Origin of the sequence: Pontixanthobacter luteolus, from assembly GCF_009828095.1 — a bacterium.
In the GTDB taxonomy this organism is placed as follows: domain Bacteria; phylum Pseudomonadota; class Alphaproteobacteria; order Sphingomonadales; family Sphingomonadaceae; genus Pontixanthobacter; species Pontixanthobacter luteolus.
The window spans coordinates 1,059,263-1,085,336 of the sequence record NZ_WTYP01000002.1 but is presented as its reverse complement, the minus strand read 5'-3'; the positions used below and the strand labels follow the sequence as shown (position 1 = coordinate 1,085,336).

Here is a 26,074-nt window from a genome sequence, read left to right as displayed (position 1 = left end):
GACGTAAAAAAGGCCGCGCGGGACAAATCCTGCGCGGCCTTTTTCATTGCTGGTTTGACGAGCCAGGCAATTAGCACTTCTTGTCTTTGTCTTTCTTGCGGAACAGATTGCCAATTCCGCAGCCGATCTTCTTGCCCGCGCGCTTGGCGTTATCGGTGTGGTGTTTTGCCCGGTCCTTGGCCACTGCGGTTACATTCTTGACCTTGTCGTCACCGGCCAGAGCATTCGCGTAACGGTCTCTAGTGTCCGAAACGCGGTCAACCTTGACGCCCGTCGCATTCTGCAATCCGGCACGGGCCGTGCGGTCAGCCTGATCCATCTTGCCCGCAAACTGGCTGATCTTCTCGCCTTTCTCCTGCCCATAGGCCTTGAGGTTTTCTTTCAGCTTGCCCTTGGTGGTCAGCGTTTCGCCAATTTTGCGGAAGTTCTCCTTGTGATGGTCCATCCGCTGCTTCGCGACATCGCCCAAGGTGACATCCTTGTCGAAGATCGCAGCCCCGTACTGGAAAGTCGTGCTGACCGGATCCTGAAGCTCGGCACCGGTCAGCGCCTTCACGCTTTCAGTGCCGGCGATTTCGGCGACGACTATCACCGCCCCGACACCGGTCCCGGCAAGCGCGGCCCTGCCGCCCTTGCCAATCTTGGCGGCTGTCGCAGCAGTCTTTGCGGTTTTTGCCATTTTTGCAGTCTTGGCTGCTTTGGCCATTTTCGCCGCATCACCTGCTGTTGAGGCTGCTTTCAAACCACCTGCACCGCGGGCGACCTGCGCAGTCCGGCCTGCCTTGTTGATCTTCGAAATGTCGCCGCCCTTGTCGGCGATATTGCGCATCAACTGACCTTCATTGACCAGCTTCCCGCCCCGGACGACTTGCGCTGCATCGGCTTTGGCAACCAGCTTCGCAACGTCCGCTTTGGCTCCTTTAGGGCTCAGCAATTGCCGCGCGAAGGTATCGCCGCCGCTGGCTGCTTTGGCCACGTTCTGCGCAGACCTGCGTGTGCCCTTGGCAATGTCGGCGCGGCGGCCGAGTTCGGCCAGCTCATCAGCAGATCCGGCAATCTTTGCCGATCGCGCGCCCTTTGCCAGGTCGCCGCGGCGGGTAAGATCGGCAAGTTCATCCGCCGAACCTGCCACGCGGGCGGAACCGGTGCCGGGCCCCTTGACCTGATCGCGGAACCGCACTCTCATATTGCTCTTGGGTTTCTTTGCGACCGCCGCATTCTGGCGGACCGCCTTGCTGACATCGCCCCTGCGGCCAAGATCTGCCAGCTCGTCCGCCGAACCTGCAACCTTTGCAGCCCGCGCATTCTGCGCCGCTTCACCACGGGCGAGCAGCTTATTCAGATCGGTGTTCGCCACATTCGCAGGCCGGGCAGCCTTGGTGGCGGCCTTCCGCGAACTGGATGCTTTTTGCACATCGAGAAGGCTGCTCGGCTTCTTGGCCAGCTTCCTTGCCTGCGCATCATTGGGGTTCCGCGCCAGTTCGCGCTCGGTAAATTTCTCCAGCGACTTTTTCGCGAGGTTGTTTCGCCCTTCGGCGATCGCCTCAACCGAGGATTCAGCCATCTGGCTTGCGGCATAACCGGAAACCACGCCGCCAATCACAATCGCGCCTGCGGCTGCCCCGTCGATCTCGGATCCGTCATCCGAATTGGCAGCTTCAGCCTGTGCAGTCTGATCTTGTGCCTGCGCAGGCGTTGCAACTGCGGCCAGCGTCAATACCGACGCGCCAATTGCAAGTTTCCATTCCCGTGCCATCATAATCTTCACTCCCATCTATGATCTGACCGATGTGGCCAGTCCGGCGGTGTTCCGTGAATTCTGTTTAGGCTTGGAGGGGTCTGTCCAGAATGGGGGCAATACCCCAAAAGCGGCTAGCTGTTGTTCATGCCTTCGAAAGAATTAGCCGCGCAGCCGTGCCGTGGCCGGGCGAAGATTGCAGTTCGAAAGTAAAGCCGTGGCGATGTGCCAGTTCATGCACGATCGCCAGACCGAGACCGTCCCCATCGGATTCGGTTCCCTTTGTGCCCCTTGTCTGGACCGCAGAGAGCGTGGCTTCATCCATGCCCTGACCGTCATCGCGCACGGTAATTACACAGCCATCCTGATGCTCGACAGTCAGTGTGATCGTGCTCGCCTGTGCATGACGCAGGGCGTTGGCGACCAGATTGCTGGTGGCACGGATCAGCGCCAGCGCCGGAATGTCTGTTTGGCAATCGGTGGAGGCCGCTGTGAAGGCTATGCCAGCCGCCTGCGCTTCGCTGCCGAACATGTCGCCGACCGCCCTGACGATCAGGTCCAGAGAATAGGCTTCATCAGGCTTCATCGGCGCTGCAACCGAGTCCTCACGGTCGCTGTATTCATTCGTTAGATGTTCGAGATAGTCGATTGCCTCGCCCAGCCGGGCCTGCAACCCGGTCGACAGGCTGCCAGACTCGTTGTTGAGTGCTGAACGTAGTCCCAAGAGAGGCTGACGGATGTCATGGCTGGCCGCGGCCAGTTGATGCTTGCGCCGCGTGGCGGCCTCTCGCGCGCGGGAATAACTGCGCTCCATATCCAGCAGGCGCTGATTGGTTTCGGCCTGTGTTCTCATTGCCGCCAGCTTTTCATTCGCCAGCCGCACGCGCTCTGCACTGCTGCGCCGAACGTCGACCAGAACGACGATCAGCATTGCGAAGCCTGCGGTGAGACGGATCGCATCCCGGATATATTCGACCGTCAAATCGGGCAGCGTCCGACCTAGATAATAGGGTTCAACCAGGATCGCTGCCGCCACACAAAGCAGCAGCAGGATCATCGTCAAACGCCGCAAATTCGGATCGATATCCAGCTTCATTCCGATTGTGACAGCATGGAGAATGAGTGCGATGTAAACGGCCCAGATTATGTCGGTCGTCGCATCCGAATTGATTGCAATCCAGATCAGCGGCAGCGGCAACAGGATCGCGATAACACCAAGCCATGGGTACTTTCGCAAGCGTAGCGTCTCCTGACAGGCGAACAGGAACACGTAATAAAGGTAGAAAATCAGCGACACGGTCATGATTTCCCACACCATCCGTCCGGTCTGCGGTGTGCTCGCAAACGCAGTCGAATAAAGCGAAGTATCAACCTGGATCATCACAAAGCCGAAACCGATCGCAACAAAGAAACTGAGCCAGCGGCGCGTAAGTATCGAGATGACGGCAAGCACGATCCCGATCACCAGCAGGGTCAGGGTAAAACTGGCCTTGATCAAGGTGGCGATGATCTGCCTGCTGCCAAGCTCGCCTTCCCGGAAAACGCCAAGCGTCGGGCGATCATTAAGATGAGTGTTTATCAGTGCAATGCGTGTCGCGCCGGGCGAAAGGTCGAAGCTTTGTGTGCGGATATAGGTGAAATAGCGCGGCACCAGCGGCTGCCCCTCCCCCGCCTTGGTTCCCAGTATCTCGGTCGGCGTCACCCCGTCCCCGGCAAGGTAGACCCGGGGGTAGTCGACGAAAATTCCCCCAAGGCCCAGAACCCTGCGAATATCGCCCTGCCCGTCTCCTGCCGTGTTCTTCAACGCGATTGCCATCCACAGGTCACGTTCGAGCAATGATGCGCCACTCTCGCTTGGCACCTCCTTGCTGAACTCGCCCGCATCCAACGCGGCAAGCGCCTGCGCTGCATTCATCGGCGTGCCTGACGGAGCCAGCAGATATACGGCATCGCGGTCGATCCGCTCCACCGATTGCCCGGGCACAACTGCGACCACACCCGGCATGTCCGAGGCAGCAACCTGCCCCGCACCGAACGCCGCAACGTTCAAAACTGCCAATAGCCGCAGCGCCAGCAAGAGGTATCTTCTGGTCATCGGGAAGTTATGCTACCCCCCCAATCAAACAGGGACAATCATCATGAGCTTTGGCAGGCCACATCGCGCGATTATCGCGGACGACCATGCGATTGTCCGCACCGCCCTGTCTGCCACTTTGAGCGATCCGGACGCTATGGATGGCCAGACCATCGAAATCTGCGAAGAGGTCGAAAACGGGATCGAGGCGATCAGGGCCGTGCGCCAGCATCGTCCCGAATTGCTCATGCTTGACGTGACGATGCCTCATGCGGGCGGCACCGAAGTTCTGCTGGAGGCGCGCCGCTGGTCGCCTGAAACGAAAGTCGTCATTCTGACAGGTGTCGAAGCCAGCGGGAAAATTGCAGAACTGGTTGCGACCGGGGCTGACGGTATCTTCTGCAAATCCGACGATCTGGGCGAAATGACCCGCGCAGTACCGCGCATTCTGGAAGGTGCGCGCGTGGTGTGCAGCCGGTTTGCAAAGCTGCTGGAAACCGCAAGCGAGGCGGAACCGCTGACCACCCGCGAGAGGCAGGTTCTGAACCAGGTGGTTGCCGGCCGGACAAATCGCGAAATTGGCGAAACTTTAGGCATCAGCATCAAGACAGTCGACAGACATCGGACCAGCGTGATGGGCAAAACCGGGGCGCATTCCGCCGCTGAACTGATCGCCTTTGCCCTGCGCGAAGGGCTGATTGATCCGAACAGCAGCCAATAGACGCTGCCGGCCAATCCGGCGGGAATTTCGCTCCCCACAACGCGTACCCTATTCAAGATCTTCGACGGATACCCAGCCGAGGACACCGTACGGATCGCGCACGGGCAGAAAAATACCCTCCAGCCCGCCGATTACGGTCAATTCGTTACCGGGGCGGATTGCCCGGACTTCCTCGGCTGTCCGATCCGGTTCGAGATATAACGCAGAGGGCGCCGCGACCCTTACAACTACCGGTTCGGGATCGGGGTTGACCTCGACGATCTCGTCGGCGGCTTCAGCGAATTCCTCAACTGGCGGCGGCTCTTCGATCTGCCCGACACCCATCGCGCGCGCCTGCGACACGAGATTGTTAAATGCCATGACGAAGCCGTGCACCATTTCCCGGCCGTCTTCTTTCTTCGTATAATGCAGACCGTTTGTCGCCGCCTCCACGCCGGTCATCCAGTACCCTTCGGGCAGGCGCGCCATCGCATCGTCATCATCATCGTGGAATTTCAGTTTTGTCTGCTGCACCAGCCCGGTGCCGGCGGCAATGGGCTGGCCATCCAGCGTGCTGGAAAGGGTTAGTCCGGTGACCACGGTCTTCTTCTTCCCGATGCCAACCATTCCGGCGAGGCCGTTCATCACCGCGCCCGCAAGCGGAATCATACCCGCAACATCGCCTACGGTGCCCAGCCCTGCACCGCGGCCGCTGTTCTGTGCGATGGCGGCGGCAGTCGCCATCCGGTCTGAGTTGAGGCTGGTCGCTGTTGCAACTTCCACCTGGTCCCCCGCTACGATCGAGAGCAGGAAATCGGCTTTTTCCCCGGTCGAAGGATCAAAACCGGAAAAACAGCCTGACTGCTGGGCCAATGCGGTAATCAGCGCCTTGGGGCTGCCCAGCTTCTTGTCCACCCAGCTGCGCGCATCACCTTCTATGATCGCCGCCGAGCCAATGGGTTCATCGCATTTTACCAGTTGCACCGGACGGTGCTTTGATCCGGCCTGCGCGGGTGCAGAGACGATCAGCGCTGCGCAGCCAGCGAACACCGCCAAAAGAATGCGCGACTGCATTATTCAACTGACCATTGCTGATGCGGTGCCATGTTGCATTCCCACAGCTGAACCACCCCGCCATTATTGCTGGCCCCTGCTGCATCGGCATCGAGACATTTCATCGTCGCATTGTGCCGGATAGCCGTACCGACCAGCGGGACACGCACCACCGTCCATAGCTGCGCACTGTTCCCGTCGCATCCAAACGCCTGCACAGCTGCGCCGTCGCCTGACCCGACAGCTTCCAGACACATACCGCTGGCAGTGAGGATCAGCCCGTCATCTTCCAGATACAGGAAACGCTGGTTGGCACCGCCGAGGCAGTTCCAGACCTGGACCTTGCCGCCCTGCTTCGTGGCATCCGGGCCATGCAGATCGAGACACTTGCCCGCGCCATTTTGGATCGGGCCAGTGATGCTGATGTCCAGATCAAGCGGTTCAGGGCGCTGGGGTTCCACTGTCAGGCCGGGGGGCGGGCCTGGCAGCGGAACTGGCTGAGGTCCAGGCTGGATGGCCGGAGGGGGCAATGGGCCCGGCAATTCCGGCGCCGGATTATACTGGCCCGCACGAAGTTCCTCGAACGCGGCCGGATAAGCCAGCTCAATAGGAGAGAGCGTGAATTTGGGGTCAAGCAGCCCGTTCCCGCCGCTTGCAACGATGATGCCGTCTTCGCGTACGGTCCATTGCATGGTGCGTTTCAGCAACGCATCGTAGGCAGAAAAGCTGCTGGGACCGGTCTGGCGTAAATCGGTGCTGGTCACCATGCCGCGCTCCACCGTCCACAAAAACATGTGGTTCCATTCTTCCATGGCGATCACGTGACCGTTTTCGATCAGAACCTGCCGATTGAGTTCCTGCAACCTCCACACCCCGTCGATCGGCAGCGGAGCCATCGGGGAAATTTCCTCGAAGGTCCTGAGATCTGCGGGCACCTGCGCGGCTGCCGGCGCAGCGACGAGAAAGGAAATAAACAGCGCCGCCAACGCCAAGCGCGTTTGCAGTAACACGGCACGAAATGCTGAAATCATCGAATCACCCCTCAAAACCATGCCAGATTGATGGCGGTTTAAGGTGCGGGATCACATGGGGTGGATGCCCCAATTGGAAGGGGCAGGCAGGGGCGGCAATCCGGTACCTTTGCCGAACCCGATCCTACTAAGCGCTGGCTTCTTCGATACCGGGGACCATCAGCGTGCGCCCGCCGCCATACTCCTCGCGAATGACAATCAGACCCAGACTTTCGAGATGATCGAGCAGCCGCCGGATGCGGCCCGGTGAACTGGTTCCGTAGGCAGCGGCAAGCTCATCCTGATCGGGGGCAGTCCGCCCCTCAAGCGCGGAACGGATGATCACCAGATAAGGCGCAAGGATATCGCTTTCGACATTTGCGGCCATGCCCAGCGCGGTTTCGCGGTGGCGCTCTTCCAGCCGCTCTAGCCCGGCAATGGCGATCGAGAACCGGCGGCGAAACTGTTCCATGTCGATGCCCGACGCAAACGCACCGGCGGCGCGGCACTGCATCTGGAACGATTGGAACAGCTGGGATGATGACTGGAACGGGCTGGACGGGTCCGATGCCATTTTCGCGAGAACCTCTGCGGCAATATCCTGCTGGCTCGGACCTTTGTTTCCGGGCATTTCTGCGAGTTCTGACGGGGCCGGTTCGTCGAGGATTTCCATGTTCCGCGAAATCGGTTCCGGCGGAGGCGGAGGCAGTGGCCGCTCCACAGCAGGCGCAGCCGCTTCCTCCAACTCGGCGTGAAGCAGCGCCTCCATTTCGTCCGGCTTGGCGGTCGGCAACGGCATCAACCCGCTGCTGTTGGTTTTTGCTCCGGTGCGGGTGGATCCCACCCGGATCGACAACGGACGGCGGGTGATGGCAGGCCCCAGACCCAGAAAGCTGCCCCGTTCCAGATCGCGGATCTGCTCGGCCTGCCGCCGTTCCATCCCCAGCAAGTCTGCGGCGCGGATCATGTCGATGTCCAGGAATGTGCGCCCCATAAGGAAATTGGACGCCTCTGCCGCGACATTCTTGGCCAGCTTCGCCAGCCGCTGCGTTGCCACGATGCCTGCCAGACCGCGTTTGCGCCCTCGGCACATCAGGTTTGTCATCGCGTTCAGCGACAGCCTGCGCGTCTCTTCACTGATTTCGCCTGATACGGCTGGCGCGAACATTTGCGCTTCGTCGACCACGACCAGAGCCGGGAACCAGTGTTCGCGCGGGGCATCGAACAGCGCCGCGATGAACTGGGCAGCACACCGTATCTGCTGTTCGACATCGAGCCCTTCGAGAGCCAGAACAACCGAGGCACGGTGTTCGCGGACGCGGCGTGCCAGCGCCTCGATCTCGCCCACCGAATGCGCCGAGCCGTCGATCACGATATGCGGGAACAGGTCCGCCAGCGACGTGAAGTCACCTTCCGGATCGATGATCACCTGCTGCACCATGTCGGCGCTTTCTTCCAGCAGCCGCCGCAGCAAATGCGATTTGCCCGAGCCGCTATTGCCCTGCACCAACAAACGGGTGGCAAGCAGCTCTTCCATGTCGATGCGAATCGGCTTGCCGGTGCGGTCTTCGCCGATAATGATTTCGGTGTTCACACTGGCTGGATAGCGTGCGCAGCATCAACGCCCAAGGCGTGCGCGCCAGCTTTCCCCACTCCGTTTCACGAGAAAGTCGTTTCCATTGAAACCGGAATTTGCAAAAGGCGGTGGATGGACCGCGCCCAGATAGTTCACGAGAATTTCCTTCGCCGTGTAGCCGCAGGCGATCTTCCGCAAGGCCATGCGCCTTCGGGACCGCTAAGCCCCGAGCTTGCCGTATCGATCTACCGGTCAGGTTGCCTGACCCGCGCGCTGGACCGCACTAGCCGGGCGATGCAGAGCAAGGGCCAAGGCTTCTACACGATCGGATCATCCGGGCATGAAGGGATGGCCGCGATTGCCGCAGCGCTGCGCCCGACCGACATGGCATTCCTGCATTACCGCGACGCTGCATTCCAGATCCAGCGGGCCGAACAGGTGCCAGGGCAGACGATTACGTGGGATATGCTGCTGAGCTTTGCGTGTTCCAGTGAAGACCCGATTTCGGGCGGCCGTCACAAGGTGCTGGGATCAAAGGCGCTGACGATTCCGCCGCAAACATCGACCATCGCCAGCCATCTGCCCAAGGCGGTCGGAGCGGCGTATTCGATCGGCCTCGCAAAACGGCAGCCGCCCGAACACAAGCAATTGCCCGACGACGCGATCGTCTTGTGCAGTTTCGGCGATGCATCGGCCAATCATTCGACCGCTCAGGGTGCGATCAACACGGCAAGCTGGACTGCCTATCAGAACATCCCGATGCCGCTGTTGTGGGTCTGCGAAGACAACGGCATCGGCATTTCTACCAAAACCCCGACAGGCTGGATCGCAGCCAATTTCAGCAGCCGCCCGGGCCTCAAATATTTCAGCTGCGACGGTCTGGATATCTACGAAACATTCCGCGCCGCGCAGGAAGCGGCGGAATATGTTCGAAAACGCCGCAAGCCGGCTTTCCTGCATATCCGCACCATCCGGCTGTACGGTCACGCCGGGGCAGATGTGCCGACAACCTATATGGCCAAGGCAGAGGTCGAGGCTGAAGAGGCAAATGATCCGCTGCTGCATGCGGTCAGGCTGCTGGAAACGGCGGGCGCGCTTTCACCCTCACAGGCGCTCGATATCTACAACAGGACAGGCGAACGGGTGGACCGGATCGCGCACGAGGCCTGTTCGCGCCCCCGGCTGGACAATGCCCGCGACGTAATGGCCAGCCTGATCCCGCCAAAACGGGAATGCGCGCCCTCCAATGGGCCGACGGCGGAAGAACGCGCCGCTGCCTTTGGCGGCGACATGAAACAGATGGATCAGCCGCAGATCATGTCGCGCTTGATCAACTGGACACTGACCGACCTGATGCTCGAACACCGCGAGATCGCGATGATGGGCGAGGATATCGGGCGTAAGGGCGGCGTTTACGGGGTGACGCAGAAACTCGCCAACCGGTTTGGACGGGCGCGTGTGATCGATACCTTGCTGGATGAACAATCCATCCTCGGCCTTGGTCTGGGAATGGCCCAAAACGGATTCCTGCCGATCCCGGAAATCCAGTTCCTCGCCTATTACCATAATGCGGAAGACCAAATCCGCGGCGAAGGCGCGACCCTGCCGTTCTTTTCCAATGGCCAATACACCAATCCGATGGTGCTGCGGATTGCGGGCCTTGGCTACCAGAAGGGTTTTGGCGGACATTTTCATAACGATAACAGCTTCGCCGCGATACGCGATGTGCCGGGCGTGATCCTGGCCTGTCCCTCAAACGGTGCCAACGCGGCGATGATGCTGCGCGAGGCCGTAAGGCTGGCTCGCGAGGAGCAGCGGCTTGTCATCTTCCTCGAACCGATCGCGCTGTATCCGATGCGCGACCTGCACGAGCAGGGTGACGGTTTGTGGATGCAGCGATATCCAGACCCGTCACAGCGCCTCGAATTCGGTCAGGTATCGGTCCACGGAGACGGGACTGACCTGGCTATCGTGACTTTCGGCAACGGCACATACCTTTCGCGGCAGGCGCAGGCGAAGCTCGCTGGAGACGGTATCAATGCGCGGGTGATCGACCTGAACTGGCTGTCCCCATTACCCGAGGAATCCCTGCTCGAAGCGGCCGCGGGCTGCGCCAATGTTCTGATCGTGGACGAGACACGCAGAACCGGCGGGCTTGCGGAGGCATTGATGGCCCTGTTCACTGAAAGATCGGACGTCCCCCACGCGCGGCTGGTGGCAGAAGACAGCTTCATCCCAACCGGTCCGGCCTACGCCGTGACAATGCCATCGGCAGACAGCATAATCGCCGCCGCCCGCAGCCTTGTGGGAGAGACACGGTGACCAATCCGCGCAAGACCGCTGTCGTCATCTGCCCCGGCCGGGGGACCTATAACAAGACCGAGCTTGGTTATCTTGCCGCGCATTTTCCCGATCAGGGGCTGCTTCAGGAATTCGACGAGCAGCGCTCGGCTATGGGGCAGGACACCCTGTCCGACCTTGATGGGGCCGACAGGTTCAGCCTTGCGCGCCACACACGCGGTGACAATGCATCGGGCCTGATCTTTGCGGCCACTGTGGGCGATTTTCTGTCGCTCGACCGTGACGCGGTCGACATCGTTGCAGTGACCGGCAATTCGATGGGCTGGTATTCTGCGCTCGCCTGCGCCGGTGCCACCAGCCCGGAAAGCGGCTTCACCGTCGCCAACACCATGGGCACCCTGATGCAAGAAGCACTGATCGGCGGACAGTTGGTATATCCGTTCCTGGGCGACGGTTGGGAACCTGATTACACACGGCGAGAGTACCTGCTTGATATCGTTTCGGATATTGACAGCAGGCCAGAGCATATCCTCCTGCCTTCGATCCATCTTGGCGGTATGCTGGTGCTGGCGGGCAATGAAGCCGGCCTCAAGGCATTCGAGAACACGGTCGAGCCGATAGACGGCCGCTTCCCCATGCGGTTAGGCAACCATGCGGCGTTCCATACGCCCATGCAGGAACCGGTGGCTGCGAAAGGGCGCCAGCAGTTGGGGCTTGACCTCTTCCGTCAGCCGGAACTGCCGATGATCGATGGACGCGGCGCGATCTGGTGGCCGCAAGCCAGCGATGTGGCGGCACTGCGCGAATACACACTGGGGCATCAGGTCACCCAGACGTATGATTTCACCCGCGCCATCGGGACCGCTGCCCGTGAATTTGCCCCTGATCTGTTCATCGTCACTGGCCCCGGCACCACACTGGGCGGAGCGGTCGCCCAATCGTTGATTCTGTCCGGATGGAAGGGAATGGGTAGCAAGGCCGACTTCAAGGCGGTGCAGGAGAGCGAACCGCTGCTCGTGTCAATGGGCCTGAAAGACCAGCGTTCTCTGGTGGTTTAACCGCCGGGCCAAGCTCCGTCCGACGCCAATATCAGTACTCATTCGCAACCTGACTCGCATTTCCTCTTCGGCTGTGCTTATCTGCGGTCAGGAGAGACAAAGATGCTGGCAACACCACCCGATTTCGATGTTCTGATTGTAGGTGCCGGAATTTCCGGCATTGGCATGGCAGCCCATATGGAAATGCACTGCCCCACCCGCTCCTATGCGATCGTGGAGATGCGTGAAAACCTTGGCGGCACGTGGGATCTGTTCAAATACCCCGGCATCCGTTCGGACAGCGACATGCATACCCTGGGTTTCGTATTCGAACCGTGGAAGCATGAAAAAAGCATCGCTGATGCGCCGTCGATCATGGATTACCTCAACACCATCGTCGACGAACGCGGCATCCGCGAACATATCCGCTATCAGCACCGGGTAATCGCCGCTGATTGGCGCGGGGACGAGGCGCGCTGGCACGTGACCATCCAGATGCCCGACGGCGAACACAAGCGGATGACCGCGAATTTCGTCTATCTCGGATCCGGATATTACGACTACGACGAGCCTTATGATCCGGGCTTCGATTTCGGCGAATTCAAAGGTCAGGTGATCCACCCGCAATTCTGGCCGGAAGACCTCGATTACGCCGGCAAGAAAATCGTCGTAATCGGTTCGGGCGCGACGGCGGTTACGATCGTCCCGTCGATGGCCGACAAGGCCGCGCATGTTACGATGCTGCAGCGCACGCCAACCTGGATGTTCTCGCGCCCGGCGAAAGACGCGCTGGCGAACTTCCTTCGCAAGATCCTGCCCGAAGAAATGGCGTACAAGATCACGCGCTGGAAAAACATCAAGATGCAGGACTTCTCCTTCAAGATGGCTCGTAACAAGCCAGAGAAAGTGAAGCAGGGACTTCACAAGCGCATCCTCAAATCGATGGGCAAGGATTACGATCTTTCTAATTTCACCCCGCCCTACGATCCGTGGGATCAACGCCTGTGCCTCGTACCCGATGATGACCTGTTCGAAGCGATGAAGTCGGGCAAGGCCAGCGTCGTAACCGGTCGGATTGCCAAATTCGTCGAAGGCGGCGTGGAGCTGGAAAGCGGCGAGAAGCTGGATGCCGACATCATCGTCACCGCGACTGGCCTGAAACTGGCCGTGGCAGGCAAGATCGCTGTGACCCAGGAAGGCGTTCCGGTCGATTTCAGCGAGCGGTTCTATTACAAGGGCTGCATGTTCTCGAACCTGCCCAACCTCGCGGTTGTGTTCGGTTACCTCAACGCCAGCTGGACGCTGCGGGCAGACATCAATTCCGATTTCGTCTGCCGCGTGCTCAACGAAATGGAGCGCAAGGGCAGCGACATCGCCGTGCCTGTGCTGCCGCAGGATCACGGATTGGAAGAGGACGACATTTTCGACTTTTCATCCGGCTACATTCAGCGCGGCAAGCATATCATGCCGAAAAATGCCGTGTCCTATCCATGGCGTCTGAACCAGGAATATATCGCCGACCGCAAGATCATGATGACAGAACCTGTCGATGATGGACTGCTGTCATTCCGCAAGGCTGGTGCAAATGCGCAATTGCCAGGTGAGCAGCTTGAGGCCGCAGAATAGGCAAACGCCGCTTCACCTTGCGGTCGCAATCGCCTAACCCGCTTGCATGAGCGAAAAAATCTATACGGCAGGTCTCGTTATCATTGGTGACGAAATCCTGTCTGGCCGCACCCATGACAAGAACATTGCGCAAGTTGCCAGCTGGCTACAGGTGCAGGGTATCCGGCTTGACGAAGTGCGCGTGGTTGCGGATGTGCAGGAACGCATCGTCGAAGCGGTGAACGCACTTCGTGCCCGCAATGATTACCTGTTCACAACCGGCGGGATCGGCCCCACGCATGACGACATCACTGTCGATGCCATTGCGGCTGCACTTGGTGTCGATGTTGTAATTCATCCAACCGCTCGGGCAATCCTGGAAAAATACTACGCCGACAAAGGCGGCCTGACAGAAGGCCGATTGCGGATGGCGCGCGTGCCAGATGGGGCAGAATTGATCCCCAATCAGAAATCCGGGGCGCCCGGCATCAAGATCGACAATCTCTATCTGATGGCTGGGGTCCCGCACATCACCGCAGGTATGCTGGATGCGCTAACCGGCACGCTGGAAGGCGGCGCGCAGCTGCTGACAGAGACTGTTGGCGGCTGGATTCCCGAGAGTGAGGTTTCGGACCTGTTGCGGGAAACAGAGCAAGCGCACGAAAATTGCCAGATCGGCAGCTATCCATTCTTCCGCGAAGGCAAGGTCGGATCGAATTTCGTGGTCCGCTCAACCGATGCGGACGATCTGAAGAGCTGCGTCGATACACTTTGCGATGGCTTGAGTGTGGCCGGTTTCGACTTCACCCCCGGCGGCATCTGATCGCAGGCCTTCCGCCCCGGGGGCTGAATACGCTGTTTTAACCTGTCGCGGCTAAGGTCGGTGGCATGACGGCGGTCTACATCACGATCGACACCGAATATTCTGCTGGCTTTGCCAAGGCAGAGGGCGTCCACCTGCGCGAAGAAAATTTTGCCCGGTCCATTGCCTGCGACACGCCGACGGGATCGGTGGGAACAACCTACCAGATGGACGTATTCGATGCTCACGGGCTCAGAGGCGTGTTCTTCGTCGACCCGATGCCAGCCCTGGTCTGGGGGATCGAATCGATTACCGACATCGTCGAGCCAATCCTCATGCGCGGCCATGATGTGCAGTTGCATGTCCATACCGAATGGCTGGAACTTGCAGGAGACGCAAACCCGGTTGGCAGCCGGACCGGCGACAATATCGCCGATTTCGAATTTGAAGACCAACTCGCTATCCTCGATTACGCGAGAGACGTTTTGGTGGCAGCGGGCGCCCCGCCGCCTACCGCCTTCAGAGCCGGTAATTACGGGGCCAATGATGTGACCCTCCGGGCGCTTAGCGAATTGGGAATTGGCTACGATACCAGCCATCCACCGGGTATACCGGACGGCGCTTGCGAGATTTCGCTTTCAAGCAATGACAGGCAGCCGCTGGAGCATGAAGGCGTGATCGCTGTTCCGATCGGATGTGTCGCAAATTTCGGCCAGGACTACCGCCATGCGCAGATCACCGCGCTTTCCGCCTGGGAGCTGCTCGCTGCAATTCGGCATGCAAAAGCCAATGGATTTCCGTCTTACACTGTCGTTTCGCACAGTTTCGAATTGCTGAGCCGGGACAGGTCGCAGATCAATCATATTATCCAGAAACGGTTTGAACGGTTCTGTGCCGGGTTGGAGGCGATGCCCGGCGTCTATTCTGCGACATTCACAGGAACGCCGCCGCAACCTGCGACGACCATTGATCCGGACGCCATCCTGCCACTGAGCGAAGTGCGCTCGGGCTTGCGCCTGGCAGAACAGGCACTAGCCAACTTGATGTACGGGACGAATTGATGAGCGGTGCTGTCCCTGTAAAATTCGTTGCTGGCTCCAAGGTTCTCTTCTCGGTCCCGAAAACGCTCCAAACCGTGTCGATGTCCCTGCCCGAAGCTGTGAGCGGTGCCGTCCTGAATCTGCCGGAACTCTCCGCAGGAGACGATGGCTACCGCATTTTGTCGGCGCCCGCGGGCAGTGTGGCGGGCCTGCTCGCACAGCATCCGGAGATGATGATTGGCGGGGCGCAGGAGTACCGCCGGCACTATATCGACATGGCCGGAACCTTTGATGACTATATGGCCCGGTTCTCAGGAAAGACGCGTTCGACCCTGCGCCGCAAATATCGAAAGCTGCTGAAAGATATCGGCAGTACAGCCGAATTCCGCGAATTCCGCACACCAGCCGAGATGGATGAGTTTCGCGATTTGGCGCTGCCCCTCTCGCGCCGCACCTATCAGGCCAAATCGCTCGATGCGGGGTTGCCGGAAGATGAAGCATCGCATGCCGAGCGGCGCCGCCTCGCGCAGAGCGGCAATGTTCGCGCTTACCTGCTGTGTGCCGATGGAGATCCGGTCAGCTACCTCTACCTGCCCATAGATCAGCAAACGATCAGCTACGCTTTTCTAGGCTATGATCCCGCATATTCGCGGCTGTCGCCAGGCACCGTTCTCCAACTGGAAGCACTCGAGCGTCTGTTTGCGGAGCAACGCTATCGCTATTTCGATTTCACCGAAGGCGAAGGCGCGCACAAGGCGATGTTCGGCACCGACAGCGTCGAATGTTGCAGTTTCCTGTTCCTGAAACGCGATACATCCAACCGCTTGCTGCTCGGCTCGCTTGCTGCATTCGATAGCAGCGTCGCCGCCGCACGTACGCTGGCCGAGAAAACCGGTGCGTTGGCCGCTGCGCGCCGCGCCCTTAGGGCCTAACGACCCCAGCCTCAGACACCACAATCCACCCGGGCCGGCTGACAAAGAAAAAGGGCCGGAGGATTTCTCCCCCGGCCCCAATTTCAGTTCCTACCGAATGGAAAGCGCGAATTATGCGCCTTCGATTTCAGCGAGATCGATCTTCAGGCCCGGGCCCATCGAAGAGGTCAGCGAGACCTTCTTGACGTATTTGCCCTTCGAGCCCGACGGCTTCGCTTTCACGATTGCCTGAGTGAGCGATTCGAAGTTCTTCTTCAGGTCGGCATCGTTGAACGACATCTTGCCGATGCCGCTGTGGATGATCCCCATCTTCTCGACGCGGAATTCAACCTGGCCGCCCTTGGCGTCCTTGACTGCCTGTTCCACGTTCGGCGTGACAGTGCCCAGCTTGGGGTTAGGCATCAGGCCCTTAGGACCCAGAACCTTACCAAGACGGCCAACAACGCCCATCATGTCAGGGGTTGCGATCACGCGATCGTAATCGAGATTGCCGGCCTGCATGTCTTCCATCAGGTCTTCAGCGCCAACCTTGTCGGCACCGGCAGCGGTGGCTTTTTCTGCGTTGTCGCCGCGTGCGAACACAGCAACCTTCACGTCCTTGCCCGTGCCTGCTGGCAGGGAAACCATGCCGCGGACCATCTGGTCTGCGTGGCGCGGATCGACACCGAGGTTGATGGCGATCTCGACGGTTTCGTCGAACTTCTTGCTGGCGTGCTCGCGCAGCGTAGCGATTGCTTCGTCTACGCCGTAGATCTTTTCGCGATCCATTTCAGCGCGAACTTTTTGCGTTTTGGTCAGTTTAGCCATTGGATCAGCCCTCCACCACTTCGAGGCCCATCGAACGCACGGAGCCTTCGATGATTTTCATTGCCTGATCGATATCGTTTGCGTTGAGATCAGCCATTTTGGCTTCTGCGATCTCTTTAACCTGGCTCTGCTTGATCGAACCGGCGACAACCTTGCCCGGCTCGCTCGAGCCCGACTTCAGCTTGGCAGCTTTCTTGATGTAGTAGCTGGCAGGCGGCGTCTTGGTGATGAAACTGAACGAACGGTCCGCATAAACGGTGATGATCGTCGGGATCGGTGCACTCTTTTCAAGGTCCTGCGTGGCAGCGTTGAACGCCTTGCAGAATTCCATGATGTTTACGCCGCGCTGACCCAGCGCAGGGCCGATCGGCGGTGATGGGTTCGCAGTGCCTGCTGGCACCTGCAGCTTGATATAGCCGTCAATTTTCTTGGCCACGATGGCCTCCTTTCACACTATCGCCCCGGCATCACGGAATACCGCAAATGCCGAAGTTCATGTTAAGCGGTCGAGCAGCGAGTACGCCCGCCTCCCGCATGGTTTTTCCAAAGCTGTTGCTTGGGAAGCGCGCAGATAGCGGATTACGGCTCAAATGCAAGGTTTGTTGGCAAGTGCGCGCGACAAAATCGCCGCCCTTGGCTTGCACTTACCGCCCATTAACGTAATCACAGGCAAAAGTGACCGGAATTCGGTGCGTTAGGCCGTGTAGGGGGGGAATATTCATGCAGATTGTCATTCGAGTGCGCGAGCTGGTTTCCAACAATGTTTCTTCGATGGTTGCATCCGCTTCGAGCCCTGCAAAGATGCTGCGTCACTTGCGCCGCGAAATCGAAGAGGCGGACATTGCCCTGCACGGTGAGATCAGCAAGCTCGAACGCCAGCAGGAACGCACGGAAGGTGCCTCCGCCAAGGCGCAGTCCGATGCCAAAGACTGGTCGGACAAGGCGAAGATCGCCATGGACCACGGGCGGGAAGATCTGGCCCGTTCAGCATTGCTCGCCCGTGAAGACTGCAAGATCAACGCCGAGCAGCACAAGGCCGACGCCGAAAGCCTCGGTGCGAAGATTGACGAGGCACGCGAAGCGCTCCAGCAGCTTGCCGGAAAACTGGCTGAAACCGATGACAAGCTGCGCGAAGTCGAGGCCGCAACTGAAACGGCACCGTCTGCCAAGCAGGGTGCCGGCAGCGACAGCCAGAACGACAAACGTTTGGACCGAATTTCTGAACTGGAACGCCGTGTAGCACTGGCCAATGACCAGCAAGGCGGAAGCTCGCCTTCACACACTCAGATCGAGCAGGAAATCGCCGCCATGCAGCGAGAAACCTCGATCGATGCCGAGTTGGAAAAGCTGCGCAAATCAGCCAAACCAGCCGCCAAAAAGCGCAAGGCTGGATAAGCTCCTAGTAAAAAACAAAGGGTCCGCGCCTCAGCAGACGGTCCAGACATCAATGGTCCGGGAACGAGCTATCCGCTCGCACTCTGCCGGCGCGGCACTGGTGCGCCATTTGCCCGAGATAAACGGCGACTGGATCTGATTTCTAGTGGTAAGTCCCCGAGGGGAGCAGCTTACTTGACCAGTTCGACCTGTTCGAATTCCAGCTCGACCGGCGTTGCACGGCCAAAGATGGACACCGAAACCTTGACCTTCGCCTTGTCGAAATCGAGCTCTTCGACCACGCCGTTGAAGCTCGCGAACGGACCGTCGAGAACCTTGACCTGATCGCCGATTTCGTAATCGACCTGGATTTGCTTCTTCGGGGCCAGCTTCGCTTCTTCCACGCCGCCGAAATACCGTGCAGCTTCCTTTTCGGAAATCGCCTGCGGCTTGTTGCCCGAACCGAGGAAGCCGGTGACTTTCGGCGTGTTCTTCACAAGGTGATAGATGTCGTCGGTCATGTTCAGCTTTGCCAGAACGTAGCCGGGCATGAACTTGCGTTCGACCTGAACCTTCTTGCCGCGCTTCACTTCGGTCACGGTTTCTGTCGGAACTTCGACTTCCTCAACGCCCTCGGAAAGGCCAAGACGCTCTGCCTCGGCGATGATCGCGTCGCGAACCTTGTTCTCGAAACCCGAATAAGCGTGGATGATGTACCAGCGAGCCATCTGCAATCCCTGTAAGATAAACTTTAATGTGCCGCCCGCCATGCGGGCCGCGTTACGGTCAGGCCAGCGAAAGCAGCCAGTTCACGATCGAGCCGAATACCGAATCGACGCCGAGGAAGAACATCGACAGGATCACCATCATGATACCCACGAAAATCGCGGTCGTGATCGTTTCCTGACGTGTTGGCCACACGACTTTCTTGGTTTCGTTCTGAACCTGTCGGAGGAATTCCGCCGGTGAAGTCCTGCTGCTTTTCTCGGCCATAATATCCAGCTCTCGCTGCCCGTGTTAAATTTCGTCTCTTCCGGGATGGGGTCATCGCCGCCCCGATTCAAGATCGGGAGGGGCTTTTATAACTCCGATGTCGGAAGAGGAAATCCATCTAGGCCCGCAAGCCAGTAAAAGCAAGGCGGTGATTGCGACCTCATTTGCGCTGGCCTTGACCCGCGCATCACTCTAGCGTGCGCGCCAGCAATTTCCGCATGAGGGGGAGCCAAATAATGGCCGCAAATGCAACCGGGTCGACCAGTCTGATCGACCAAGTAACAAACGTTTCCGATTTCATCTGGGGCGGCACGTGGAATGGGGAGCCGCTGCCGTGGCTTTCCATTGGCGACCAGCCGATCCCGCCCATGACCCTGATCCTGCTGGGCATTGGCATGTGGATCATGATCGGTCTGAAATTCTATCCAATCCGCAAACTGGGCAGTGCATTTGCCGGGCTGTTCAAAAGCCGCAAAGGCGAAGGTGCCGGTGAGATTTCGCCATTTGCCGCGCTTTCGACCGCACTTTCCGGTCAGGTCGGCACAGGCAACCTTGCCGGTGTCGCAACAGCTATCGCGCTCGGCGGACCGGGTGCGATTTTCTGGATGTGGGTTACCGCGTTGATCGGCATGGCACTGGCCTTTGCAGAAGGTTCGCTGGCCATCCGTTACCGCGAAAAAACATCGGACGGCGTCTATCGCGGCGGCCCGATGACTTACATCATGCTGGGCCTGGGCAAGAAATGGACCTGGCTCGCCATCGTGTTCTGTATCGGCACCTTGTTCTCCGCACTGGTGACCGGCAACTCGATACAGGCCAACGCGATTGCTGACGGCATGAGCGAATTGTTCGGGATTGAGGAATGGATCGGCGGCGCAGTTACTGCGATCCTCGTGTTCATCGTCATTATCGGCGGCATCAAATCCATCGGCAGCGTGGCTGAGAAGATCATCCCGTTCATGGCCGGTGCCTACATCGTGATGGCGATTATCGCGCTGATCCTGAATTTCGGTGATCTGCCCGAAACCTTCGCCCTGATTTTCGACGGAGCGTTTAACCCGCAGGCCGCCACGGGCGGATTTGCTGGGGCAGCGATCATGTTGGCGATCCGGGCCGGTGTTGCACGCGGGCTGTTTTCCAACGAAGCGGGTCAGGGTTCCACCCCGATTGCGCACGCTGTGGCGCAGACGAGCGACCCTGAACAGCAGGGCCGGATGGCAATGCTCGGCACGTTCATTGATACCATCGTGATCTGCACCATGACGGCGCTGGTAATGCTGACGGTCGAAGGCAACTTTACCGCCGGCGATCAGGTCGTGCGCCATGCATGGAATTCCGATCTGCAAGGCTTTGCCATGACCAGCGGTGCCTTCGCTGCGGCCTTCCCGTTCGAAATCTTCAATGTGCCGATCGGCACCTTGATCGCTTCGATTGCATTGATCCTGTTCGTGTTCACCACGCTTCTGACATGGAGCTATTACGGGGAACGGGCGATCACCTTCATCTATGACCGGGTGCCCGGTTCGACCCGTGCGGGCGAGAAGGTCCTCCACATGATCTGGCGCGTGCTGTGGTGCGTGGTGATCTATCTCGGCTCCACACTGGATCTGACGCTCGTCTGGCGCATGGGCGATATTTCCAACGCCGCGATGGCGCTGCCTAACTTGCTGGCACTGGCGCTGTTGTCGGGCGTGGTCTTCAAACTGGCGCAAGGCGACCGCAAGGCCGGACCCGATCATCACGTCGACACGCCGGAAGAGCCGAACGAATACTGACCGGTTCTCTGCCAACGCCGATCCAAACGGCAAAACAAAAGGGCCGGTCATCGCGACCGGCCCTTTTCGTTTTACGGACCCAGCGGGCCCGCGATCTGATTCGCAAGGCGCGTCAGCGCATGCCGAACAACCGCGCGAGAAAGCCCGGCTCTTCCATCGGAAGAATTCTGCCATGCTTCATCATACGCTGCGAAGGATCGCTGTAGGCACGCGGCTGGACCCAGTTGTCAGGGCGGCTGCTGCGATAGGTCAAGTTTGACATAATCGTTTCTCCAACTTCAATCCCCTCGTCCCACCGCTGATAATGCACGGATGGGCAGCATGGTTCCTGAACTGCAATGTTGACTTCGGTTCAGATAGGACAAGTTCGAGCGCGAACGCAGGCACACATCCGGTGCGGCAAGTCGGCGATTTGGGAAATTTGCCTGGCAGGGGCACAGAGACTCGAACTCTGGACCTTCGGTTTTGGAGACCGACGCTCTACCAACTGAGCTACGCCCCTCCAGGCAGCAGCGCCTCTAATGCGATGCCGCGCCCTTGGCAAGCGGGCACAGCGTATCCCGGCGAAGTTTTGGCACCTTTCATCATGGCCGCAGGATGACTAGGTTGGCGGTGATGCACGCACCCATTCCGCCGTTGATACCATCCGACATGCTCCTGCTTGCTTATCGCAGTGGCATATTCCCCATGGCCGACAGCCGCGACGATCCGGAGATTTTCTGGGTCGAACCAAAAGAGCGTGCAATTTTCCCGCTCGGCGAATTCCGGATGGGCCGATCATTGGGGAAAGTGGTCAAAAAAGACCGCTTCACGGTGACTTGCGATCAGGCGTTTTCGGATGTGGTTGATGCCTGCGCGGCGCCGCGTCCAGGCCACCCAGAAAGCTGGATCAGCCGCCGGATTGCAGCAAGCTATGCCGCGCTGCACGATCTGGGCCATGCGCATTCGATCGAATGTTGGGACGGCGGCAAACTTGTCGGCGGTCTTTACGGAGTGTCATTCGACCGCGTGTTTTGCGGCGAAAGCATGTTCAGCCTGGCGGACAACGCATCGAAAGTGGCGCTTGTCTGGCTAGTCGCATTGTTGCGCGAGGCCGGATACGAGGTTCTGGACTGCCAGTTCATGACCGATCATCTTGCTTCGCTGGGTGCAGTCGAGCTCGAGCAGGATGGCTATGTAAAAATGGTCGAAGGGGCGAAAGGCCCCGCCCGGATGACCTTGGCGGAAGCTTATTCTTCGCTAGTCGGGGATTCAGCCGGTTCAGGCGCAGGAGCCGCGGCGGCCGCAGGCGAAGCCGGTGCGCTGCCTTCCCCCGGAAAACTCATCGCGCAATCCTTGACCCAGACATCGTAGATCGGATGTTCGACCACGTTGACCGATGGGGCATTCTTGAACAGCCAGCCTGAGAAAATCCGGTTCCACGAATCGTCGTCTGTCTTCGAGCGGACCAGCACCTGAACAAAGGCACCGGTTTCACGCTGCAATTCCCACGGAGCGGTGCGCTCACACGCTGAAAGCCGGACAATGATGTCCCCGACCCGGCGCGATTCGCCTGGCGACATCTCCAGGTCCTGAGACAAATTGTTGCGTTTGTTCAGCAGCCCGATGGTGGCGACGCGATCGGCCATCGGCGTGCCGATACCGGCCTCGCCCGCAGGCTGCGCAGGAACCAGATCCGCTTCCTGCAGATCTTCGGGAATTTCAGTTTCGACTGCTTCGGGCTTGGTCGGGCCGCTTTGCCCGCACGATGTCAGCAGCAGAGCGCAGCCGATTGCGGCCGGTCCCGCCGCAGCGGTGCGAAAGGCCCTGCGCATGATCAGCTATCCGGCGTCCAGGCTTCGTAATCACCAGAAGCACTGGCACGTTGCCCGCCGCGCTCCAGCGCGCCAGCAGGGCGATAAGCCTGAGCCGTTCCGGTGACATTCGGCGTGTAGTCCACTTCCCAGATCTTTGCCGGAGGCAGGAAGCTTTCAGGAACGTCGCCGAACGACCCGTGCAGCCAGCCGTGCCATTCGGACGGAACCCGGCTCGAATCATTTGCGCCGTTATAGATTACCCAGCGGCGTTCCCGCTGACCGTCTTTCTGTTTCTTCGATCGGTAATATTTGTTGCCCTGAGCGTCAGTTCCGACCTGTTCGAAGCCGCGCGCGGTGGCCAGCATCGTGCCGATCGTGGCACCATCCCACCAGGTGAAGATTTTTCCAAGAAAGCTCATGGCGCGCGCCTAGCCGATTACGCCGCGCTGGCCAAGCGGGAATGGTACCACAACCATCTCGTTATTGATCCCGCCAATCAACAGCGTCCCCCGGGCCGATCCCCAGTTCTTCCGCGCGGCCGCCGGGGATCTCCAGAACCAGCGATGTCTGACCTGCCGCGCTGACCGATTCGAGCGAATACGGCACCGTGTTAGCCGCGATATTCATGATTTTCCCGTCCACACCGACGAAAATAATATCCAGAGGAAGCGGCGTATTGCGCATCCAGAAGCTGGCGATGTCAGGTGGATTGCGAGGAAAGATCATCCCTTCGTTCGGGCCCAGCTCCGTCCGGAACATCAGACCCTGCGCCTGTTCTGCCGATGTCCGCGCAACTTCGACGCTGAATTGGAACGTCTCCCCGTCGGATTTCACGGCAAGCGACACCACTTCGAGGCCCGACACAGGGTGCACAGATGGCGCTTCCGCCGCGACCGGCTCTGCCGCCTCTTGCGGCGCGCAGGCGGCAAGCAAAATGGCGCTGCACATCAGGATGTTTCTGGAAATCATCGCTTAATCCTTAACCGTCTGGCCGTCGCTAGGGGCATCGGCCATGTTTGTCGCGCGCTTCTTCAGCCCATTCCTCAGCCGCATTTTCATCCGGTGCATCCATTACCGCACGCACACAATCAAAGCCATGCCCTGCGCGCAGCAACGCGGCGATCTGTTTCTCGCGCCGGTCCTTTTCCAAATCTCCCTGGAAAAACGGCCCGAAACGGCGTTTGCGAGCCATTGCCAGAACTGCCTGGCGGCGCGCCGCCTCGTCCGGGGCAACGTCGCTGCGGATGCCCTCGCCGACTCCCGCGGCATACAGAGCCTGATCGACGCGGCGCGACCCGTAACCTCGGCCCAAAAGGCTGCTGGCCTTCGATTTGGCATAAAGCGCATCGTCGATATAACCGAGTTCGACATAACGAGATGACAAGGCCGAAAGGTCCGGCCAATCCTCTTCATCCCAGCCGCGTTCGCGCAATTTTCGCTGCAAATACGCTTCCAGCTTCGCCTGAGTGGTGGAAAATCGTGCCACATATGCGAGCGCCAATTCCTGCAAACGCGCAGAATCGAGCGGTTTTGGCGGCTTTTTGTGCCGTTTCTGGGGGTAGTCGCGTTCGCTCATTGGCCATATTCGTGCCACAGTCTATCTGAAATGGGAAAGGTTACAGCATTGCGACAGGATCAATCGTATAGCTGGGACTGCTTGGAAGCGCCGACAGGCGCGCAATTGACGGGTTTTTGCATATTCTATGACCGATGCTGCATCGACGCCAACGGCCTTGATTCCAACGCCGAATGACTGCCCCTTGCCCCGGCGCAGGTCGAATTTTTCGACTTTCACCGACGCGGTCGATTATGCCGCCAAGAGCGAAAAGGGCCTGAACTTTCACGATATGCGCGGCAATTTGCAGCGTGTGTACACCTATGTCGAAATGCGCGAGGATTCGCTGGCAATGGCGCGGCGCTTTGCAGCGTCCGGCATCGGCAAGGGCGACCGCGTCGCCTTGATCGCGGAAACCTGCGCAGAATTTGCCGCCCTGTTCTGCGGCGCTGTCTATGCAGGCGCGTGGCCTGTCCCCCTGCCCCTGCCGACAGGCTTTGGCGGCAAGGAAGGCTATATCGACCAGCTGGCAGTACAGCTCGATAGTTCCGATCCAAAGATGCTGATTTACCCGGCTGAAATTGCGGAGATGGGCGCAGCGGCTGCGGCCCGGCAGGGCTGCGAGGGGATTGACTGGGAAAGCTTCGCCACCCGCGAAGCGCCCGATTGCGAGCTGACCCCGCCAGAACCCGACGATATTTGCTATCTGCAATATTCCAGCGGCTCGACCCGCTTCCCGACCGGCGTTGCCGTTACCCACCGTGCTTTGCTCGACAACTTGGCCGGTCACGCCATTTCCATGGATATCGGGACCAATGACCGCGTCGTCAGCTGGCTCCCGTGGTATCACGATATGGGACTGGTCGGCTGCTTCCTGTCGCTGATCGCGAATCAGGTGTCCGTCGATTACCTGAAAACCGAACATTTCGCCCGCCGCCCGCTGGCCTGGCTGGACCTGATCAGCCGCAATCAGGGCACCACCCTCAGCTATTCACCGACATTCGGCTACGACATCTGTGCCCGGCGCATTTCCAGCCAGAGCCATGTTGCCGACAGGTTCGACCTGTCTCGCTGGCGTACGGCCGGTAACGGAGCCGACATGATCCGGCCCGACGTGATGCAGAATTTCGTGAATGCCTTTTCCGAGGCTGGGTTCAGGGCCAACGCCTTTACCCCGAGCTACGGCCTGGCGGAGGCGACTCTGGCGGTTACCGTCATGCCCCCGCACGAGGGAATTCGCGTGGAACTGGTTGAGGAAGAGCGTCTGTCAGGCACACGCGGCGACCTTTCGCGCCCAGCCCGCTACCGCGCGATTGTCAATTGCGGCAAACCAATCCCCGGAATGGAAGTCGAAATTCGCGGTGAAGGCGGCGCGGCCAAGGATGATCACCAGATCGGCAAGGTCTGGTGCCGCGGAACCAGCGTCATGCATTCCTATTTCCGTAACGAGGAAGCGACCAGCGAATGTCTGGTCGATGGCTGGCTCGACACCGGCGACATGGGTTACATGGCAGACGGTTATCTGTTCATCGTCGGCCGTGCGAAAGACATGATCATCATCAACGGCAAGAACCATTGGCCGCAGGATATCGAATGGGCGGTCGAACAATTGCCCGGCTTCAACCACGGCGATGTAGCAGCATTTTCGATGGAGACATCCGGCGGCGAGGAAGCGCCCGCCGTGCTGGTCCATTGCCGAGTGTCCGATCCGGAAGAACGCAGCAAGCTGCACGAACAGATCCGCGACAAGGTCCGCTCGATCACCGGCATGAACTGTGTTGTGGAACTGGTGCCCCCGCGCACTCTTCCTCGCACCAGTTCGGGCAAGCTTTCACGGGCGAAGGCGAAGCGGCTGTACCTGAACGGCGAAATTCAGCCGTTCGAAATCCTCGAAGCTGCTTGAAAC

The 26,074-nt window shown here is 59.4% G+C and carries 24 protein-coding genes, 1 tRNA gene and 1 pseudogene; 11 read left to right on the top strand and 15 right to left on the bottom strand.

Annotation, left to right across the window (positions count from 1 at the left end; translation table 11 throughout):
- Positions 1-70 precede the first annotated feature (70 nt).
- Entirely contained in the window at positions 71-1,759 is a 1,689-nt protein-coding gene (locus tag GRI43_RS13590; RefSeq protein WP_160731610.1) for a hypothetical protein, read from the bottom strand.
- Between the two features lie 124 nt (positions 1,760-1,883).
- On the bottom strand, positions 1,884-3,833 hold the full coding sequence (locus GRI43_RS13585) for a sensor histidine kinase (protein ID WP_160731609.1): 1,950 nt from the start codon (positions 3,831-3,833) through the stop codon (positions 1,884-1,886).
- Between the two features lie 43 nt (positions 3,834-3,876).
- Here GRI43_RS13585 and GRI43_RS13580 point away from each other — a divergent pair, with 43 nt between their 5' ends.
- A complete protein-coding gene (locus tag GRI43_RS13580; protein ID WP_160731608.1) occupies positions 3,877-4,533 on the top strand; it encodes a LuxR C-terminal-related transcriptional regulator in 657 nt (218 codons plus the stop codon).
- A gap of 48 nt (positions 4,534-4,581) precedes the next feature.
- Here GRI43_RS13580 and GRI43_RS13575 read toward each other — a convergent pair whose 3' ends face one another.
- From GRI43_RS13575 to GRI43_RS13565, 3 genes are all read right to left on the bottom strand, one after another.
- A complete protein-coding gene (locus GRI43_RS13575; protein ID WP_160731607.1) occupies positions 4,582-5,586 on the bottom strand; it encodes an SH3 domain-containing protein in 1,005 nt (334 codons plus the stop codon).
- Positions 5,586-6,596 carry an RICIN domain-containing protein gene (locus GRI43_RS13570; protein WP_160731606.1) on the bottom strand — a complete coding sequence of 337 codons (1,011 nt, stop codon included), beginning with the start codon at positions 6,594-6,596 and terminating at the stop codon, positions 5,586-5,588. Before GRI43_RS13570 ends, GRI43_RS13575 begins: the two co-directional genes overlap by 1 nt.
- A gap of 127 nt (positions 6,597-6,723) precedes the next feature.
- Positions 6,724-8,169 carry a helicase HerA domain-containing protein gene (locus GRI43_RS13565; protein WP_160731605.1) on the bottom strand — a complete coding sequence of 482 codons (1,446 nt, stop codon included), beginning with the start codon at positions 8,167-8,169 and terminating at the stop codon, positions 6,724-6,726.
- Between the two features lie 114 nt (positions 8,170-8,283).
- Here GRI43_RS13565 and GRI43_RS13560 point away from each other — a divergent pair, with 114 nt between their 5' ends.
- The 6 genes from GRI43_RS13560 (at position 8,284) to GRI43_RS13535 (ending at position 15,868) form a co-directional block, all read left to right on the top strand.
- Positions 8,284-10,473, top strand: a complete 2,190-nt coding sequence (locus tag GRI43_RS13560) for a thiamine pyrophosphate-dependent enzyme (protein WP_160731604.1) — start codon at positions 8,284-8,286, stop codon at positions 10,471-10,473.
- Positions 10,470-11,510: an ACP S-malonyltransferase gene (locus GRI43_RS13555; protein WP_160731603.1), complete on the top strand. Its 1,041-nt coding sequence runs from the start codon at positions 10,470-10,472 to the stop codon at positions 11,508-11,510. Before GRI43_RS13560 ends, GRI43_RS13555 begins: the two co-directional genes overlap by 4 nt.
- A gap of 102 nt (positions 11,511-11,612) precedes the next feature.
- Entirely contained in the window at positions 11,613-13,115 is a 1,503-nt protein-coding gene (locus tag GRI43_RS13550; RefSeq protein WP_160731602.1) for a flavin-containing monooxygenase, read from the top strand.
- Between the two features lie 46 nt (positions 13,116-13,161).
- Positions 13,162-13,917, top strand: a complete 756-nt coding sequence (locus tag GRI43_RS13545) for a competence/damage-inducible protein A (protein WP_160731601.1) — start codon at positions 13,162-13,164, stop codon at positions 13,915-13,917.
- A 65-nt stretch (positions 13,918-13,982) separates the two neighbouring features.
- Positions 13,983-14,957, top strand: coding sequence for a polysaccharide deacetylase family protein (locus tag GRI43_RS13540; RefSeq protein ID WP_160731600.1), 975 nt, complete (start codon positions 13,983-13,985; stop codon positions 14,955-14,957).
- Positions 14,957-15,868, top strand: coding sequence for a GNAT family N-acetyltransferase (locus GRI43_RS13535; RefSeq protein WP_160731599.1), 912 nt, complete (start codon positions 14,957-14,959; stop codon positions 15,866-15,868). Before GRI43_RS13540 ends, GRI43_RS13535 begins: the two co-directional genes overlap by 1 nt.
- A gap of 111 nt (positions 15,869-15,979) precedes the next feature.
- Here GRI43_RS13535 and rplA read toward each other — a convergent pair whose 3' ends face one another.
- Together rplA and rplK are read right to left on the bottom strand one after the other, a co-directional pair.
- Positions 15,980-16,675, bottom strand: coding sequence for a 50S ribosomal protein L1 (gene rplA / locus GRI43_RS13530; protein WP_160731598.1), 696 nt, complete (start codon positions 16,673-16,675; stop codon positions 15,980-15,982).
- 4 nt (positions 16,676-16,679) lie between these two features.
- Positions 16,680-17,111, bottom strand: a complete 432-nt coding sequence (gene rplK, locus GRI43_RS13525; RefSeq protein WP_160731597.1) for a 50S ribosomal protein L11 — start codon at positions 17,109-17,111, stop codon at positions 16,680-16,682.
- Positions 17,112-17,395: 284 nt separating this feature from the next.
- Here rplK and GRI43_RS13520 point away from each other — a divergent pair, with 284 nt between their 5' ends.
- Complete coding sequence (locus GRI43_RS13520; protein ID WP_160731596.1) at positions 17,396-18,070, top strand: PspA/IM30 family protein; 675 nt, start codon at positions 17,396-17,398, stop codon at positions 18,068-18,070.
- A gap of 170 nt (positions 18,071-18,240) precedes the next feature.
- On the opposite strand, the gene nusG is transcribed toward GRI43_RS13520, so the two are convergent.
- Both nusG and secE read right to left on the bottom strand, forming a co-directional pair.
- On the bottom strand, positions 18,241-18,777 hold the full coding sequence (nusG, locus tag GRI43_RS13515) for a transcription termination/antitermination protein NusG (protein ID WP_160731595.1): 537 nt from the start codon (positions 18,775-18,777) through the stop codon (positions 18,241-18,243).
- A 58-nt stretch (positions 18,778-18,835) separates the two neighbouring features.
- Positions 18,836-19,042 carry a preprotein translocase subunit SecE gene (gene secE / locus GRI43_RS13510; protein WP_160731594.1) on the bottom strand — a complete coding sequence of 69 codons (207 nt, stop codon included), beginning with the start codon at positions 19,040-19,042 and terminating at the stop codon, positions 18,836-18,838.
- Between the two features lie 236 nt (positions 19,043-19,278).
- On the opposite strand from secE, the gene GRI43_RS13505 reads away from it, so the two are divergent.
- Positions 19,279-20,817, top strand: coding sequence for an alanine/glycine:cation symporter family protein (locus tag GRI43_RS13505; RefSeq protein ID WP_160731593.1), 1,539 nt, complete (start codon positions 19,279-19,281; stop codon positions 20,815-20,817).
- 112 nt (positions 20,818-20,929) lie between these two features.
- Here GRI43_RS13505 and GRI43_RS13905 read toward each other — a convergent pair whose 3' ends face one another.
- Positions 20,930-21,079: a hypothetical protein gene (locus tag GRI43_RS13905; RefSeq protein ID WP_202391715.1), complete on the bottom strand. Its 150-nt coding sequence runs from the start codon at positions 21,077-21,079 to the stop codon at positions 20,930-20,932.
- Positions 21,080-21,243: 164 nt separating this feature from the next.
- Positions 21,244-21,319: transfer RNA gene (locus tag GRI43_RS13500), tRNA-Trp, on the bottom strand.
- A gap of 113 nt (positions 21,320-21,432) precedes the next feature.
- On the opposite strand from GRI43_RS13500, the gene aat reads away from it, so the two are divergent.
- Complete coding sequence (gene aat, locus GRI43_RS13495; protein ID WP_202391714.1) at positions 21,433-22,170, top strand: leucyl/phenylalanyl-tRNA--protein transferase; 738 nt, start codon at positions 21,433-21,435, stop codon at positions 22,168-22,170.
- Positions 22,171-22,205: 35 nt separating this feature from the next.
- On the opposite strand, the pseudogene GRI43_RS13995 reads toward aat, so the two are convergent.
- The 4 genes and pseudogenes from GRI43_RS13995 to GRI43_RS13475 all read right to left on the bottom strand — a co-directional run.
- Positions 22,206-22,379: pseudogene (locus GRI43_RS13995) on the bottom strand (DUF2155 domain-containing protein); the annotation flags it as partial.
- A 254-nt stretch (positions 22,380-22,633) separates the two neighbouring features.
- Positions 22,634-23,032, bottom strand: a complete 399-nt coding sequence (locus GRI43_RS13485; RefSeq protein ID WP_160731592.1) for an NADH:ubiquinone oxidoreductase subunit NDUFA12 — start codon at positions 23,030-23,032, stop codon at positions 22,634-22,636.
- Between the two features lie 61 nt (positions 23,033-23,093).
- Entirely contained in the window at positions 23,094-23,582 is a 489-nt protein-coding gene (locus tag GRI43_RS13480) for a DUF192 domain-containing protein (protein ID WP_160731591.1), read from the bottom strand.
- A gap of 28 nt (positions 23,583-23,610) precedes the next feature.
- On the bottom strand, positions 23,611-24,189 hold the full coding sequence (locus tag GRI43_RS13475; protein WP_160731590.1) for a regulatory protein RecX: 579 nt from the start codon (positions 24,187-24,189) through the stop codon (positions 23,611-23,613).
- Between the two features lie 127 nt (positions 24,190-24,316).
- Between GRI43_RS13475 and GRI43_RS13470 the strand changes: the two genes are divergently transcribed.
- Positions 24,317-26,071 (top strand): fatty acyl-AMP ligase, encoded by a 1,755-nt coding sequence (locus GRI43_RS13470; RefSeq protein ID WP_160731589.1) that lies wholly within the window; start codon positions 24,317-24,319, stop codon positions 26,069-26,071.
- Positions 26,072-26,074: the final 3 nt, after the last annotated feature.

Coding starts and splice junctions, on each gene's coding strand:
- GRI43_RS13590 (WP_160731610.1), bottom strand. CDS start 1,759: ATGATGGCACGGGAATGGAAACTTGCAATTGGCGCGTCGGTATTGACG.
- GRI43_RS13585 (WP_160731609.1), bottom strand. CDS start 3,833: ATGACCAGAAGATACCTCTTGCTGGCGCTGCGGCTATTGGCAGTTTTG.
- GRI43_RS13580 (WP_160731608.1), top strand. CDS start 3,877: ATGAGCTTTGGCAGGCCACATCGCGCGATTATCGCGGACGACCATGCG.
- GRI43_RS13575 (WP_160731607.1), bottom strand. CDS start 5,586: ATGCAGTCGCGCATTCTTTTGGCGGTGTTCGCTGGCTGCGCAGCGCTG.
- GRI43_RS13570 (WP_160731606.1), bottom strand. CDS start 6,596: ATGATTTCAGCATTTCGTGCCGTGTTACTGCAAACGCGCTTGGCGTTG.
- GRI43_RS13560 (WP_160731604.1), top strand. CDS start 8,284: ATGGACCGCGCCCAGATAGTTCACGAGAATTTCCTTCGCCGTGTAGCC.
- GRI43_RS13550 (WP_160731602.1), top strand. CDS start 11,613: ATGCTGGCAACACCACCCGATTTCGATGTTCTGATTGTAGGTGCCGGA.
- GRI43_RS13545 (WP_160731601.1), top strand. CDS start 13,162: ATGAGCGAAAAAATCTATACGGCAGGTCTCGTTATCATTGGTGACGAA.
- GRI43_RS13540 (WP_160731600.1), top strand. CDS start 13,983: ATGACGGCGGTCTACATCACGATCGACACCGAATATTCTGCTGGCTTT.
- GRI43_RS13535 (WP_160731599.1), top strand. CDS start 14,957: ATGAGCGGTGCTGTCCCTGTAAAATTCGTTGCTGGCTCCAAGGTTCTC.
- rplA (WP_160731598.1), bottom strand. CDS start 16,675: ATGGCTAAACTGACCAAAACGCAAAAAGTTCGCGCTGAAATGGATCGC.
- GRI43_RS13520 (WP_160731596.1), top strand. CDS start 17,396: ATGCAGATTGTCATTCGAGTGCGCGAGCTGGTTTCCAACAATGTTTCT.
- nusG (WP_160731595.1), bottom strand. CDS start 18,777: ATGGCTCGCTGGTACATCATCCACGCTTATTCGGGTTTCGAGAACAAG.
- secE (WP_160731594.1), bottom strand. CDS start 19,042: ATGGCCGAGAAAAGCAGCAGGACTTCACCGGCGGAATTCCTCCGACAG.
- GRI43_RS13505 (WP_160731593.1), top strand. CDS start 19,279: ATGGCCGCAAATGCAACCGGGTCGACCAGTCTGATCGACCAAGTAACA.
- GRI43_RS13905 (WP_202391715.1), bottom strand. CDS start 21,079: ATGTCAAACTTGACCTATCGCAGCAGCCGCCCTGACAACTGGGTCCAG.
- aat (WP_202391714.1), top strand. CDS start 21,433: ATGCACGCACCCATTCCGCCGTTGATACCATCCGACATGCTCCTGCTT.
- GRI43_RS13485 (WP_160731592.1), bottom strand. CDS start 23,032: ATGAGCTTTCTTGGAAAAATCTTCACCTGGTGGGATGGTGCCACGATC.
- GRI43_RS13480 (WP_160731591.1), bottom strand. CDS start 23,582: ATGATTTCCAGAAACATCCTGATGTGCAGCGCCATTTTGCTTGCCGCC.
- GRI43_RS13475 (WP_160731590.1), bottom strand. CDS start 24,189: ATGAGCGAACGCGACTACCCCCAGAAACGGCACAAAAAGCCGCCAAAA.
- GRI43_RS13470 (WP_160731589.1), top strand. CDS start 24,317: ATGACCGATGCTGCATCGACGCCAACGGCCTTGATTCCAACGCCGAAT.